This window comes from Bacillus sp. FSL M7-1345, from assembly GCF_038006985.1.
Classification (GTDB): Bacteria; Bacillota; Bacilli; order Bacillales; family Bacillaceae_G; genus Bacillus_A; species Bacillus_A cereus_U.
This window is the reverse complement of the sequence record NZ_JBBOWG010000001.1, coordinates 3,188,888-3,201,677: the sequence shown is the minus strand read 5'-3', so window position 1 is coordinate 3,201,677 and position 12,790 is coordinate 3,188,888. Positions and strand designations below refer to the sequence as shown.

Below are 12,790 nucleotides of genomic sequence, written 5' to 3'. Positions count from 1 at the left end.
GAGTAGGTCAGGTTCTTTCTCGTTAATTTAAGTTAATCCAAACGCTCTTCACTTCTGTATAGTTGTTCAGCGCGTAAGATCCCATTTCGCGGCCAAGGCCAGATTGTTTAAATCCTCCAAATGGAGATGCTGCATCAAAGACGTTATAACAGTTTACCCATACTGTACCTGCACGTACTTTGCTTGCAATATAATGTGCAGTTTTTACGTTTTCTGTCCATACACCAGCCGCTAAGCCGAATTGTGATTTATTCGCACGATCAATTACTTCATCAATATCGTTAAACGGTAATGCAGAAATAACTGGACCGAAAATTTCTTCTTTAGCGATTGTCATCTCATCATTTACATCAGCGAATACTGTAGGAGAAACGAAGTAACCTTGATCGAATGGTTTGTTTCCTCCGCAAAGTACTTCAGCACCTTCTGCAATTCCTTTTTCAATATAGCCCATTACACGTTTTTGCTGTTCTTCAGAAACGAGAGGTCCGATTGTAGTCTCTGGATTTAGACCAGCGCCTTGATTTAATTTTTTTGAATATAGAACGAGATCAGCCATGACATTGTCGTACATTTTCTTCGGAATAAATAAGCGTGACCCAGCGCAGCACACTTGTCCTTGGTTAAACATAACACCAGAAAGCGCAGCTGGAATCGCTCGAGATAAGTCAGCGTCTGGTAAAATAATGTTTGGCGACTTACCACCAAGCTCTAATGTAACGCGTTTTAACGATTCAGATGCTTGTCTCATAATTTGTTTGCCGACTGGAGTAGAGCCTGTAAATGCAATTTTATCTACGAGTGGATGATTAACGAGAGCTTGTCCAGCTGTTTCACCGAATCCAGGAACGATGTTAACAACGCCTTTCGGGAATCCAGCTTCTTCAATTAATTCAGCTAAGTATAGAGCGGATAATGGAGTTTGTTCTGCAGGTTTTAAAACGATTGTACATCCTGTTGCAAGGGCTGCGCCCATTTTCCACATTGCCATAAGAAGTGGGAAGTTCCATGGGATAATTTGACCGACAACACCAACAGCTTCATGGCGTGTATAGTTAAAATATTCACCAGAAACAGGGATTGTTTGTCCAACGATTTTTGTAGCCCAGCCAGCATAATAGCGCATATGTTCAATTGCAAGAGGAACGTCTGCTGCTAAAGTTTCGCGGATTGGTTTTCCGTTATCTAAAGTTTCAAGCTGTGCCAGCTCTTCTTTATGCTCTTCCATTAAATCAGCGAGCTTGTACATAAGACGGCTTCGTTCAGCAGTACTCATGCGTGACCAAGGACCTTCATCGAAAGCCATTCGAGCAGCTACGACAGCTTTATGAATGTCTTCGCGACCAGCTTCAGCAACGATAGCGAGTGTTTCACCAGTTGCTGGGTTAGGAGTTTTAAACGTTTTCCCGGAAGCGCTTTCGACAAATGATCCGTTTACATATAATTTCTTTGTGCCTTGAAGAAATTTCTCTACCTTTTCATGAAGATTTACAGCTAGTTGACTCATTGTATAACCCCCTTGAAAATATAATTTAAACGCAGTACGAGACGGCGTTTATTCCGAAATCAAGGATGTGGGAACTAGATGAAAAGCCTCTACTTAAAATCATAAATAATAAATGCTGAAAATTCAAATTTCATTTTCATTACAATTGTAAAAAATATGTAATGAAACATTGTATTCTATATAATTACAAAAAATCCTGCGCGTTTTTGTTTTCTATTAGGAAAAACTAGAAAAACAGTGGTACAATTATACATCGTGAGAGGAGGGAGAAAATGAAGAATTATCATGATGATCCGCGCTTTCGAGTTGCCCATAGAGAAGCGTTAATTGGTATTGGATTAGCTATTATTAATTTTATAATATGGTATGGATTTGCTTATGGGCTTGGAAGTAAGGATCCGAGTGAATATACATATGTATTAGGTTTTCCAGCATGGTTTTTTTATAGCTGTATCGTTGGATTTATCGTAATGGTTATTTTGCTTATTTTAGTTGTTCGTTTTTTATTTCAAGATATTCCACTCGATGAGGAAGAAAAAAGTGAGGAATGATAGATGAATTGGTATGTAATAATCCCAATGATAATTTCTTTTATCGTTGTGTTTTTAATTGGTGTATATGCATCAAGACGTGTACAAGCAACTGCTAATAATAAATTTTTACAAGAATATTTTCTTGGTGGGCGTGAACTTGGTGGCTTATTATTAGCTATGACGATGATTGCTACGTACGGTAGTGCAAGTAGCTTTATCGGCGGGCCTGGTATTGCTTACAATATGGGTCTGGGATGGGTGCTGTTATCAGCGATTCAAGTTGTAACAGGATATATCGTTTTAACGGTTATCGGTAAAAAGTTTGCTATTATCGCTAGGAAGATGGAAGCAATTACGCTTATTGATTATTTAAAGGGCAGATACAATAATAAAGCGGTAGTTGTTCTTTCTGCGTTATGTATTATAATCTTTTTGTTCTCAGCAACAGTAGCCCAGTGGGTTGGCGGCGGACGATTAATTGAGTCGCTAACAGGACTTTCCTACACAACGGCACTATTTTTATTTACATTTTCTGTACTTGTGTATGTGTTAATTGGTGGATTTCGTGCAGTCGCTTTATCAGATACGTTATTAGGAATCATTATGTTAGTCGGAACAACAATCATTTTAATTGCTACTGTCATTGCTGGTGGCGGAGTTGAAAAGATTATGCAGGAACTTATTCAAATTAATCCGAATTTAATAACACCGTTCGGAGCGGATGGTAGTTTAACGAAATCATATGTCACATCATTTTGGATTTTAATTGGAATTGGTGTCGTTGGATTACCGCAAATTAGTGTGCGTGCTATGTCTTATAAAAATTCAAAAGCTATGCACCAAGCATTAATCATTGGAACGGTTGTCGTCGGTACAATTATGATTGGTATGCATTTAACAGGTGTGTTTGCAAGAGTAGTCCTTCCAGGCATAACGGTACCAGATAAAGTAATGCCACTACTCGCGATGGAAGTGTTGCCACCTTGGTTAGCTGGAGTTTTCTTAGCTGCACCAATGGCAGCGATAATGTCTACAGTAAACTCATTACTTTTACTTGTAAGTTCGTCTATTATTAAGGACATATATGTGAATTACATAAATAAAGATGCAGCAGACAGTACGATAAAGAAAGGTAGTCTATGGATTACTGGTATCATAGGATTACTCGTATATGCAGCGGCTATTAAACCACCAGATTTTTTAATTTGGTTAAATTTATTTTCTTTCGGTGGTTTAGAAGCAGCGTTCATTTGGCCGATTGTACTAGGGTTATATTGGAAAAAGGGAAATGCAACTGGAGCTCTCGCATCTATTTTAGTTGGAGTGGGTTCCTATATGTTTATTCACCTTTGCTACCCTAATCCATTCGGTATACATACAGTTGTTTTCCCGATTTGCTTTGCATTTATTGCGTATATAATTGGTAGTATGGTTACGATGAAAAAAGTAGCATAAAAATATAGAAAAACGTAGGGACTTCTAATGCGAAGTTCCTACGTTTTTTGTTTATACAAAATTTTCTTTTTCAGTCTGTATTCCGCCATACATTCATAAAGTAATAACAATTGATGGGATGGAGTTGAGGTCTATGAAAAAAATATTATTTTTAGGAGACCCAGGAATTGATGACTCTTTAGCAATTATGTATGGATTGTTACATCCTGATATTGATATTGTTGGTGTCGTAACGGGATATGGAAATGTAACACAAGAAAAGGCGACAAGTAATGCGGCGTATTTATTGCAAATGGCAGGGCGAGAAGATATACCTGTTATTAATGGTGCGAAAATTCCTTTATCCGGAGATTTTGTGACGTATTATCCGGAGATTCACGGTGCAGATGGCTTAGGACCAATTAAGCCTCCGAAAGCCTTTTCTCCAAATATAAAATCATTTTGTGCATTTTTCGATATTCTTGAAAAGTATAAAGGAGAATTAATCATTGTTGATGCTGGCAGGTCAACAACATTGGCGACGGCATTTATTTTAGAAAAACCGATGATGAAGTACGTGAAAGAATATTATATAATGGGCGGTGCTTTTTTAATGCCCGGAAATGTTACGCCAGTCGCGGAGGCAAATTTTCATGGAGACCCAATTGCATCACAATTAGTTATGCAAAATGCAAAAAATGTGACATTAATACCGCTTAACGTTACTTCAGAAGCGATTATTACACCGGAAATGGTGAAATACATTACGAAACATTCTAAAACGAATTTCAAGAAATTAATAGAACCGATTTTCAATTATTATTATAAAGCTTATAAAAACCTGAATCCAAAAATAACAGGGAGTCCAGTGCACGATGTAGTTACGATGATGGTAGCGGCAAATCCATCTCTTTTAGATTACGTGTATCGCCGTGTTGATGTTGATACGATTGGAGTTGCGAAAGGGGAAAGTATCGCTGATTTTCGCCCGCAGCCTGAAGCGAAAGCATTGAAAAATTGGGTGAGAATTGGTTGGTCATTACATTATAAAAAGTTTCTTGAGGATTTTGTGAAAATTATGACGTAGACATAATAGGAACATGCAAGTTAAAATAATGGAGATGATTATTTTGTTTTTAAGAGATAAATAGAGAAGAGTTACACAATAGGAGAGGAATTTTACTTGAAAAAAACTATAGTATGCGCAGTGATTGTGGGTATTTTTGTTTTGCTGATATCGGGTAACTTTTTAGTGAAAAAAGTGTGGAGTTCAAATAATGATGATGCGCAGTACATCGCATCCTTTATTGAAGAGCATAAAAATGAAAAAAATAGCGCTCTTCTAGTAAAGAGAAATGATAAAGTTGTGTATTCTGTAAATCCAGATGTTGTATTGCCAGTTGCTAGTACGATGAAGTTAATTGTGGCGCTTGAATATACGAAACAAGTTACAGAGGGGAAAATCGATCCGTCTAGTCTCGTTTCAATTAATGATGTGAATCGTTATTATGTGCCGAGTACAGATGGTGGTGCACAAGATAGATGGCAAAATTATTTACAAAAAAAAGAAAAGATAACTGAAGGAGCGGTTTCTTTAGAAGAAGTTGCAAAAGGAATGGTTAAGTTTAGTTCTAATGCAAATACTGAATATTTAATGGAGGTATTAGGATTAGACAATATTAATCGGAATTTACAAAGTTTAGCGCTTCCTGCACATCAACCGCTATTTCCGATCGTTTCATCTTTATACATTCCGGGATATTTGCATAAAGAATTACATGTTCCAAAATATAAAATAGAGAAAAAGTTAAAAGAAATGTCTCAAGAGCAATATCGTGAATATGCTATGATTATTCATGAACGCTTAAAAAAGAAGGGACCATTATTACAGAAGGAAATTCCTCTATATTTAGAGGAGCGTTACGACAAAATTTGGTCGGATAGATTGCCGGCTGCTTCCGCTAACGATTATATGGTACTGCTTCAAAAGGCAAATCATCAAGGTGGCCTTACAGAAGCGGAAGAAAAAGTGTGGGCGAATATCGTCGAAACAGATATGAGTGCAAAGAAATATCGTAAAACATTCAGGCATGCCGGGCAAAAGAATGGTTATACACCATGGACGGTAACAAAAGCAGTTTATGCAATGGATAAACGCGGAAACTGTACAGAAATTGTTTTCTTGGCAAATAATTTAAATGAAGATGACAGTGCTGAAATACGTAAACATTTAGCAAATCTACACTTCCAAGTGTTGCAAAGTGATAAGTATGATGCGACTTTTATTAAGTAAACTCGGTGCTATGAGCGCCGAGTTTATTTTTATGTACAAGCACTTTTTCACCATCCCTGGGTATGATGGGTAGTAACACTTAGGCGAAAGGGGAAAAGGTGATGAAACAGAGTAAAGAAGAGTTTATTAAGAAGGAAGGCGCTGATTTCCCTGGGAAAACATATGTAGATTGTGTATTACAGCACGTATTTAATTTTCAGCGTAATTATTTATTAAAAGAAATGTTTCAAGTGCATAGGGCACATATTACTATGTTAACTGAAGAAAAGTTGATGAAAAGAGAAGAAGCGAAAGTTATATTAACCGCACTTAAAAAAGTAGAGGGGATTCCAAAGGAGAAGTTGCTATATACAGAGCAACATGAAGATCTTTTTTTCTTAGTTGAACATTTGCTTTCTCAAGAAGCAAAGTGTGAATTTGTAAGTAATATGCATATCGGTAGAAGTAGAAATGATATGGGTGTAACGATGTATCGCATGAGTTTACGGCAATTTGTATTACGGTTAATGGAACATCATTTATTGCTGCAAGAAAGTATGCTGGAGCTTGCCGGTGAACATATGGAAACAATTATGCCCGCGTATACACATACACAACCGGCGCAGCCGACAACATTTGGTCATTATGTTTTAGCAATTTACGATACGATGCAACGAGATTTAGAAAGAATGAAAAAAGCGTATCATCTTGTAAATCATTCTCCAATGGGGGCAGCTGCCCTTTCTACAACAAGTTTTCCTATTAAGAGAGAACGAGTTGCGCAGTTACTTGGGTTTACAAATGTAATTGAGAACTCATATGATGCTGTTGCTGGAGCGGATTATTTATTAGAAGTTAGCTCGTTACTAATGGTTATTATGACGAACACGAGTAGATGGATTCATGATTTTTTACTATTAGCGACGAAAGAATATGATGGGATTACTGTAGCAAAGCCATATGTGCAAATAAGTAGTATTATGCCGCAAAAACGAAATCCTGTTTCAATTGAACATGCCCGTGCTATTACGAGTAGTGCTTTAGGGGAAGCATTTACTGTATTTCAAATGATTCATAATACACCATTTGGCGATATTGTCGATACGGAGGATGACTTGCAGCCGTATTTATATAAAGGAATCGAAAAGGCGATTCGTGTTTTTTGTATTATGAACGCAGTTATTCGAACGATGAAAGTAGAAGAGGAAACGTTAAAAAGTCGCTCATATAAACACGCGATTACGATTACAGATTTCGCAGATGTTTTAACAAAAAACTATGAAATACCATTTCGGCATGCACATCATGCAGCAAGTGCGATTGCGAATATGTCATTGGAACAGAAAAAGGAGTTACATGAATTAAATTTCAAAGACATAAATGTATACTTACAAGAAAATTTGAAAGTAAATTTATTAGAAGAAGAGTGGAAAGAAATTATATCACCAGAAGCTTTTATTCAAAAAAGAAATGTATATGGTGGACCGAGTAAAAAAGAGATGGAGCGTATGATTAATAAACGTAAAGAATCGTTTCGAAAAGAAGAAGAGCTATTTGAAAAGGAAAAGAAGAGAGTGTTGCATGCTGAAAATGATTTGAACACATTAGTTTCAAATGTTATTGAATCGTAAAAGAAGGATTTAATGAATTAATCGCCAATACTTAATTAAAATATAAATCGAGGGAAGAGATTGTCGATGATTCAATTGCATGTATATGAAGATGTTCTCCGTTTTAAAGAAGATGTTACATCATTTTTAGGAGAGAACGAGCAGGGAAATAATTTAATATTAGGTGTATTGCAAGTTGTTCAAGAACCGATATTTATGGGGGTAGCGAAACAAGGAGAGGAAATTGCGGTTGTATTTCTTCAAACAGAAGAGAAGATACAAATGATTGTTGCAACTTCTGAAATTTCGGAAGAGGATATAGCGGAACTTGCAAAGGAGTTAACGAAAGTATATCCGGATATTCCTGGTTTCATTGGTAATAAGAAAGTCATACAGAAGTTAGCTGAAGAGATTGCGATATTAGAACGGAAAAAAACTACACTTGGAATGGAACAAGGTGTATATGAATTAAAACGAGTAAAGAAGAAGTGGAGCGGAGATGGAATTTTTCGTGCAGTAAATAGTGATGAGCTGCCATTAATAGAACAGTGGATACATCAATTTTGTGAAGATGTGAAGCTTCCTACTACGAAAGAAGAAGCAAAACAAACTGCATATACACTAATAACTACTAACCGTCTATTTGGTCTGGAGGTGGGCGGAAAACTAGTCTCTGTAGCTGCAAAAACGAGACCGACTACAAATAATATAACAGTCAATTTCGTTTATACGCCGAAAGAGGAACGAAAAAAAGGATATGCATCTATTTGTGTAGCCGAACTTAGTCAACGTATGCTAGATGAAGGCTACAAAACAACGACATTATATACCGATCTAGCAAATCCAACGTCTAATAAAATTTATCAAGAAATTGGTTATGAGAAGATTATGGAGTCGGTACTTATATTTTTAGAGAAATAGAACAAAAAGGCGCGCTAATTTAGCGTGCCTTTTCGTTATTCATCAATTCGAATAACCTCGCCTTGCGGAAAGTCTTCAGTCTCTAGTAAGTTACGAATAGCTTTCGCAACATATTCAGGTGACAGTAGCTTTCCTTTTTCTTTTAATGCGGTGAAGCGGTCTAAGTTAATAAAGTCTTCCTTATTTGTTTCACGAATTTGTGCTTGCATATTTGTATCAACAACACCCGGTGCAAAAGCGACAGTTTTTACAGGATAGTCTTTCTCCACTTCTTCAGTAGCTACGCACTGTGTAAACATATTTATACCGGCTTTCGTTGTACAATAAGCTCCCCATCCGAAATAAGGATTTTTTCCTGCACCAGATGAAATATTTATAATGCGTTTATCTACTTTCCAGTCTTTCGTCTGTTTCATGAAAGTGGAAGTAAGGATCATCGGTGCAATTAAATTAATTTGAACGTTCGTAATGAATTGTTCACTTTCTGATTTTTCGATGGGTTTTATTGGTGCAACTGTGCCTGCATTATTAATTAAATGAATCGATGAGACATTGTCTTTTTGAATAGATGAAAAGACTTCGTTAAAATGCGTTTCTAAATTATGTACATCTTGAAGATCTATGGAATGGAAAATACAATTGCTGTTGTTTTGCTCGGCGATTTTTGTAAGCTTTTTATTTTCTCTCCTAGAAATAGAGATAACGGTTGTATTTTCTTCTAACAATTGCACGGCGATTGCCTCACCTAAACCTTGTGAACTTCCTGTTACGATAACGTAGCGCATAGTGTAGAAAACTCCTCTCATATGTGTGGGATTTTATTGGACAACGTATACAGTATAGCATCATTATTATTAATTCTTCACTTCTAACAACCGGTAAGATTGTTACGTTTAGTATTTCTGAGGAGAGGGAAAATGAATATTCCCTATATGTTAGACTAATGAAAAGGAGTGGGAAATATGAGACATAAAATGGGACTATATAATGAGCCTTTTCAATCTATTTATTCGGGTAAAAAAGTATTTGAAGTTAGATTGTATGATAAAAAGCGTCAACAAATAAAACATGGTGATGAAATTGTATTTACCAACCTTATGACGGCAGAAACAATTATTGTAAAGGTAATAGAGGTAAAGCGATACGAGAGTTTTAAGGAAATGTACGAACAAATTGATAAAAAATTATTTGACCGTGAAAATGTTAGCTTAGAGGAAATGTTAGAAAGTACATACAAAATCTATACGAAAGAACAAGAAAAAGAATGGGGAACAGTTGCGATTGGTGTTGAGGTAATAAAGTGAGAAGAAATCGCGGTGCAGCTATTATTGTACAGGACGGTAAAATCGCTCTTATAAAACGTGTTCGAGAAGGTGAGATGTATTTTGTTTTTCCAGGCGGGGGAATTGAAGAAGGAGAAACACCTGAAGAAGCAACGAAGCGAGAGATTTATGAAGAATTAGGGGTACATATACAAGTGGAGCATCTGATTGCAAAGGTGAAGTATAAAGGTACGGAGTATTATTATAATGCCCATATTATAGGTGGAGTTTTCGGAAGTGGTAAAGGCGAGGAGTTCGAGTTGAAAGATAGAGGGAGTTATATTCCTTTATGGATGCCGATAAATGAGTTGCCAAATGTAAATATAAAACCGTATGATGTGGCCCAAAGTGTATTCGATTATTATAGGAAATAAGGTCTGACAACATACAAAAAAAACCATTGACATAGCCTTCTGATTTAAGTATTGTATTCGAGTATGTTTATAATCAGGAGGTTTATATGAGCAATCAAACTACTACACATCATGTGAAAATGACAACAGCAGATCCATCTGGAATTGGTCTATTTGGATTAGCGATGGTAACACTTGTAGCATCATCTCAAAAGTTAGGCTTAACAGATGGCGTTTCACTTGTATTACCATGGGCAATCTTTTTAGGAGGATTTGCACAAATCTTTGCATGCATTCACGATGCAAAGCATAACAATACGTTCGGTACAACAGCATTTGGTGCGTACGGCCTATTTTGGTTAGGTGTTGGAATGACTTGGTTAATTCAACTTGGAGTATTTGGCGAAAAATTAGCCCAAACTGCAGATTCAAAACAGCTTGGTGTAGCCTTTATCGGATACTTGATTTTCACGATCTTTATGACAATTGGTGCAATGGAAACACATAAAGTATTATTTATGATTTTCGTCCTTATTGATTTCTTATTTATCGGTCTTTCATTAAGTACTTTAGGTGTTATGCCGCACGCAATGCATAATTTAGCAGCGTATTCTGAACTATGTATTTCATTATTATCTTTCTATGGTTCAGCAGCAGCTGTGTTAAATACACACTTCGAAAAAGTTGTATTACCAGTTGGAAAACCATTTGGTATTTTTAAAAAGTAATAAAAAGGAACAGATGATTGTATAGTCATCTGTTCTTTTTTTATGGAATAAAATAAAATAACAAAAATATAATTGAAATTGATTCTCATTATTAATATAATGAGAATGAGAATCATTTATTGTAAAAGGGGGATGTCAAAGTGGCGAAAATTTTAATAGCGTATGCAAGTATGTCAGGGAATACAGAGAGTATTGCTGATTTAATTAAAGTAAGTTTAGATGCCTTTGATCATGAAGTAGTATTGCAAGAGATGGAAGGTATGGATGCTGAAGAATTATTAGCTTATGATGGAATCATTTTAGGATCTTATACGTGGGGTGATGGTGAATTACCATTTGAAGCGGAAGATTTCCATGATGAGTTAGAAAATATAGATTTAACGGGTAAAAAAGTGGCTGTTTTTGGATCAGGTGATACAGCGTATGAACTGTTTTGTGAAGCGGTAACGATATTTGAAGAACGTCTTGTAAAATGCGGGGCAGAACTTGTACAAGAAGGATTGAAAATTGAATTAGCTCCAGAAGATAAAGATGATGTTGAAAAATGCAGTGATTTTGCAATTGCTTTTGCCGAGAAGTTCTAGGAATGGGAGTGTCAACGTGGAAACAATGTTAAGTGCAACTGCTATTACAAAGTTAAGAGATGGGAAGCTTTTGTTAGCTACTACATATAATGGTTTATTCATTGAAAAAGATGGAGAATGGAAACAGGTTTTAACTGGTTTCCAAAAACGAATTCGAGATTTACATAGTGAAGGTAACGTAGTTTACGGAGTAGGAGACGAAGGAGTTTTTATTCGTAGTATGAATGGTGGAGAAACGTGGACGATCCAGCGCTTTCCAACGAAAGCAACGAGTTGGAATGTATGTAGTAATGAGAATGGAACAGTAATTGCTCATGGAGATAAAACACTGTATCATTCTAATAATTTTGGTTCCACATGGGAGACTATTCAGCCATTTCTTAATTACGGTAGCGAGGCACCATCTATTCGATCATTATTTTTATATAAACATTACTTATTTATCGGTACGAAAATACATACTAAATATGGTGGTGTTTGGCTTTTTGATTTAGAGACACGTAAATTAAAAAGGATTAAAATAGCGATGAATCAGATGATTTCTGCGTTGACTATACATAATTCCTATTTAGTATCGGCAAGTGGATCGTGCAAGGGAATTAGCGGGAATATTTCTTTTTGCAGAATAGATGAGAGTATCGAAAGTGATAAAATAGGTTGGCATACATGTCAAAGTGAACAAAAAGCGAGTAGTTATTTAGATTTAAGTGTGGATCAACATGTGTTATATACAACGTCAACGCAAAATAAGGCGGGAATTAGTACCGTTTGCCGTGTGCTTCTTGAAGAAGGAATTGTTACAGTATGTGATTCGGTTAAAGGCCATGGTTGGCGCATTGTTAATGAAAAAGAAGGCTATGTTGTAGCTGGATCAGGTGAATTAAAAGAGATGCAATGGAAGAAAAAAGCTGTATAGCTTAAAAAAACTTTACTTTTATTATATTGATATGATATAGTTACTTTAAACCATTTTACTTTTAATAATATAGAGATTTAAATGAGCTGTAACTTCCGAGGAGGATAGCAATGTTAAATCTCCTCGGGGGTTGCAGTTTTTTAATATATGATGTATTATTGTAAAGTGGTTGAAAATGAATATGTACATATAGGTACATTGTAGGAGGATTTTTTAAATGCAAAACGGTAAAGTAAAATGGTTTAACGCAGAAAAAGGTTTCGGTTTCATCGAGGTTGAAGGCGGAGAAGACGTATTCGTACATTTCTCAGCTATCCAAGGCGACGGCTTCAAATCTTTAGAAGAAGGTCAAGAAGTTACTTTCGAAGTAGAACAAGGTAACCGTGGACCTCAAGCTACAAACGTAAACAAGAAGTAATTATGAAAAAAGAAGGGCTTGCCCTTCTTTTTTTTGCGTTTTTATTGAAGGTCCTCCTATTTACATGTGATAATAAGACTGAATTTTCGATTTATATTTAAACGTATTAAATGTATAAACTGCATGTATAAATAGATACTGAAAATAAAGTGAAGCTGTTAATTAGGCTTTTCATATTAATAGGAATTAGAA

Annotated in this window: 14 protein-coding genes; 12 read left to right on the top strand and 2 right to left on the bottom strand. The window is 35.9% G+C overall.

Features of this window, described 5'->3' with window-relative positions; translation table 11 throughout:
* Positions 1-22: 22 nt before the first annotated feature.
* A complete protein-coding gene (gene dhaS / locus MHB76_RS16700; RefSeq protein WP_002160956.1) occupies positions 23-1,507 on the bottom strand; it encodes an aldehyde dehydrogenase DhaS in 1,485 nt (494 codons plus the stop codon).
* Positions 1,508-1,779: 272 nt separating this feature from the next.
* Between dhaS and MHB76_RS16695 the strand changes: the two genes are divergently transcribed.
* The 6 genes from MHB76_RS16695 (at position 1,780) to MHB76_RS16670 (ending at position 8,277) form a co-directional block, all read left to right on the top strand.
* Positions 1,780-2,058, top strand: coding sequence for a YhdT family protein (locus tag MHB76_RS16695; RefSeq protein WP_002160957.1), 279 nt, complete (start codon positions 1,780-1,782; stop codon positions 2,056-2,058).
* Between the two features lie 3 nt (positions 2,059-2,061).
* Positions 2,062-3,495, top strand: a complete 1,434-nt coding sequence (gene panF, locus MHB76_RS16690; RefSeq protein ID WP_002160958.1) for a sodium/pantothenate symporter — start codon at positions 2,062-2,064, stop codon at positions 3,493-3,495.
* A 133-nt stretch (positions 3,496-3,628) separates the two neighbouring features.
* Positions 3,629-4,561, top strand: a complete 933-nt coding sequence (locus MHB76_RS16685) for a nucleoside hydrolase (RefSeq protein WP_002160959.1) — start codon at positions 3,629-3,631, stop codon at positions 4,559-4,561.
* Between the two features lie 96 nt (positions 4,562-4,657).
* Positions 4,658-5,767 (top strand): serine hydrolase, encoded by a 1,110-nt coding sequence (locus MHB76_RS16680; protein ID WP_002160960.1) that lies wholly within the window; start codon positions 4,658-4,660, stop codon positions 5,765-5,767.
* Between the two features lie 101 nt (positions 5,768-5,868).
* The gene (gene argH / locus MHB76_RS16675; RefSeq protein ID WP_002160961.1) at positions 5,869-7,377 is read left to right on the top strand and encodes an argininosuccinate lyase; all 1,509 of its coding nucleotides are present in this window, start codon (positions 5,869-5,871) and stop codon (positions 7,375-7,377) included.
* Between the two features lie 66 nt (positions 7,378-7,443).
* Positions 7,444-8,277 (top strand): GNAT family N-acetyltransferase, encoded by an 834-nt coding sequence (locus MHB76_RS16670; protein ID WP_033710880.1) that lies wholly within the window; start codon positions 7,444-7,446, stop codon positions 8,275-8,277.
* Between the two features lie 35 nt (positions 8,278-8,312).
* On the opposite strand, the gene MHB76_RS16665 is transcribed toward MHB76_RS16670, so the two are convergent.
* On the bottom strand, positions 8,313-9,062 hold the full coding sequence (locus MHB76_RS16665) for a (S)-benzoin forming benzil reductase (protein WP_078174151.1): 750 nt from the start codon (positions 9,060-9,062) through the stop codon (positions 8,313-8,315).
* A gap of 177 nt (positions 9,063-9,239) precedes the next feature.
* Here MHB76_RS16665 and MHB76_RS16660 point away from each other — a divergent pair, with 177 nt between their 5' ends.
* The 6 genes from MHB76_RS16660 (at position 9,240) to cspB (ending at position 12,598) form a co-directional block, all read left to right on the top strand.
* Positions 9,240-9,581, top strand: a complete 342-nt coding sequence (locus MHB76_RS16660) for an ASCH domain-containing protein (protein WP_002160964.1) — start codon at positions 9,240-9,242, stop codon at positions 9,579-9,581.
* Positions 9,578-9,973 carry an NUDIX hydrolase gene (locus MHB76_RS16655; RefSeq protein ID WP_002160965.1) on the top strand — a complete coding sequence of 132 codons (396 nt, stop codon included), beginning with the start codon at positions 9,578-9,580 and terminating at the stop codon, positions 9,971-9,973. The genes MHB76_RS16660 and MHB76_RS16655 overlap by 4 nt, the downstream gene beginning before the upstream one ends.
* A gap of 86 nt (positions 9,974-10,059) precedes the next feature.
* Positions 10,060-10,680: an acetate uptake transporter gene (locus tag MHB76_RS16650; protein ID WP_002111076.1), complete on the top strand. Its 621-nt coding sequence runs from the start codon at positions 10,060-10,062 to the stop codon at positions 10,678-10,680.
* 140 nt (positions 10,681-10,820) lie between these two features.
* Positions 10,821-11,264, top strand: coding sequence for a flavodoxin (locus MHB76_RS16645; protein WP_002160966.1), 444 nt, complete (start codon positions 10,821-10,823; stop codon positions 11,262-11,264).
* A 16-nt stretch (positions 11,265-11,280) separates the two neighbouring features.
* The gene (locus MHB76_RS16640; protein ID WP_078174150.1) at positions 11,281-12,180 is read left to right on the top strand and encodes a WD40/YVTN/BNR-like repeat-containing protein; all 900 of its coding nucleotides are present in this window, start codon (positions 11,281-11,283) and stop codon (positions 12,178-12,180) included.
* Between the two features lie 217 nt (positions 12,181-12,397).
* Positions 12,398-12,598: a cold shock-like protein CspB gene (gene cspB / locus MHB76_RS16635; protein WP_001179147.1), complete on the top strand. Its 201-nt coding sequence runs from the start codon at positions 12,398-12,400 to the stop codon at positions 12,596-12,598.
* Positions 12,599-12,790: the final 192 nt, after the last annotated feature.

Bases quoted from the DNA above. Each gene is read 5' to 3' on its own strand.
- MHB76_RS16660 (WP_002160964.1), top strand. From the start codon at position 9,240: ATGAGACATAAAATGGGACTATATAATGAGCCTTTTCAATCTATTTAT.
- MHB76_RS16670 (WP_033710880.1), top strand. From the start codon at position 7,444: ATGATTCAATTGCATGTATATGAAGATGTTCTCCGTTTTAAAGAAGAT.
- panF (WP_002160958.1), top strand. From the start codon at position 2,062: ATGAATTGGTATGTAATAATCCCAATGATAATTTCTTTTATCGTTGTG.
- cspB (WP_001179147.1), top strand. From the start codon at position 12,398: ATGCAAAACGGTAAAGTAAAATGGTTTAACGCAGAAAAAGGTTTCGGT.
- argH (WP_002160961.1), top strand. From the start codon at position 5,869: ATGAAACAGAGTAAAGAAGAGTTTATTAAGAAGGAAGGCGCTGATTTC.
- MHB76_RS16650 (WP_002111076.1), top strand. From the start codon at position 10,060: ATGAGCAATCAAACTACTACACATCATGTGAAAATGACAACAGCAGAT.
- dhaS (WP_002160956.1), bottom strand. From the start codon at position 1,507: ATGAGTCAACTAGCTGTAAATCTTCATGAAAAGGTAGAGAAATTTCTT.
- MHB76_RS16695 (WP_002160957.1), top strand. From the start codon at position 1,780: ATGAAGAATTATCATGATGATCCGCGCTTTCGAGTTGCCCATAGAGAA.
- MHB76_RS16665 (WP_078174151.1), bottom strand. From the start codon at position 9,062: ATGCGCTACGTTATCGTAACAGGAAGTTCACAAGGTTTAGGTGAGGCA.
- MHB76_RS16685 (WP_002160959.1), top strand. From the start codon at position 3,629: ATGAAAAAAATATTATTTTTAGGAGACCCAGGAATTGATGACTCTTTA.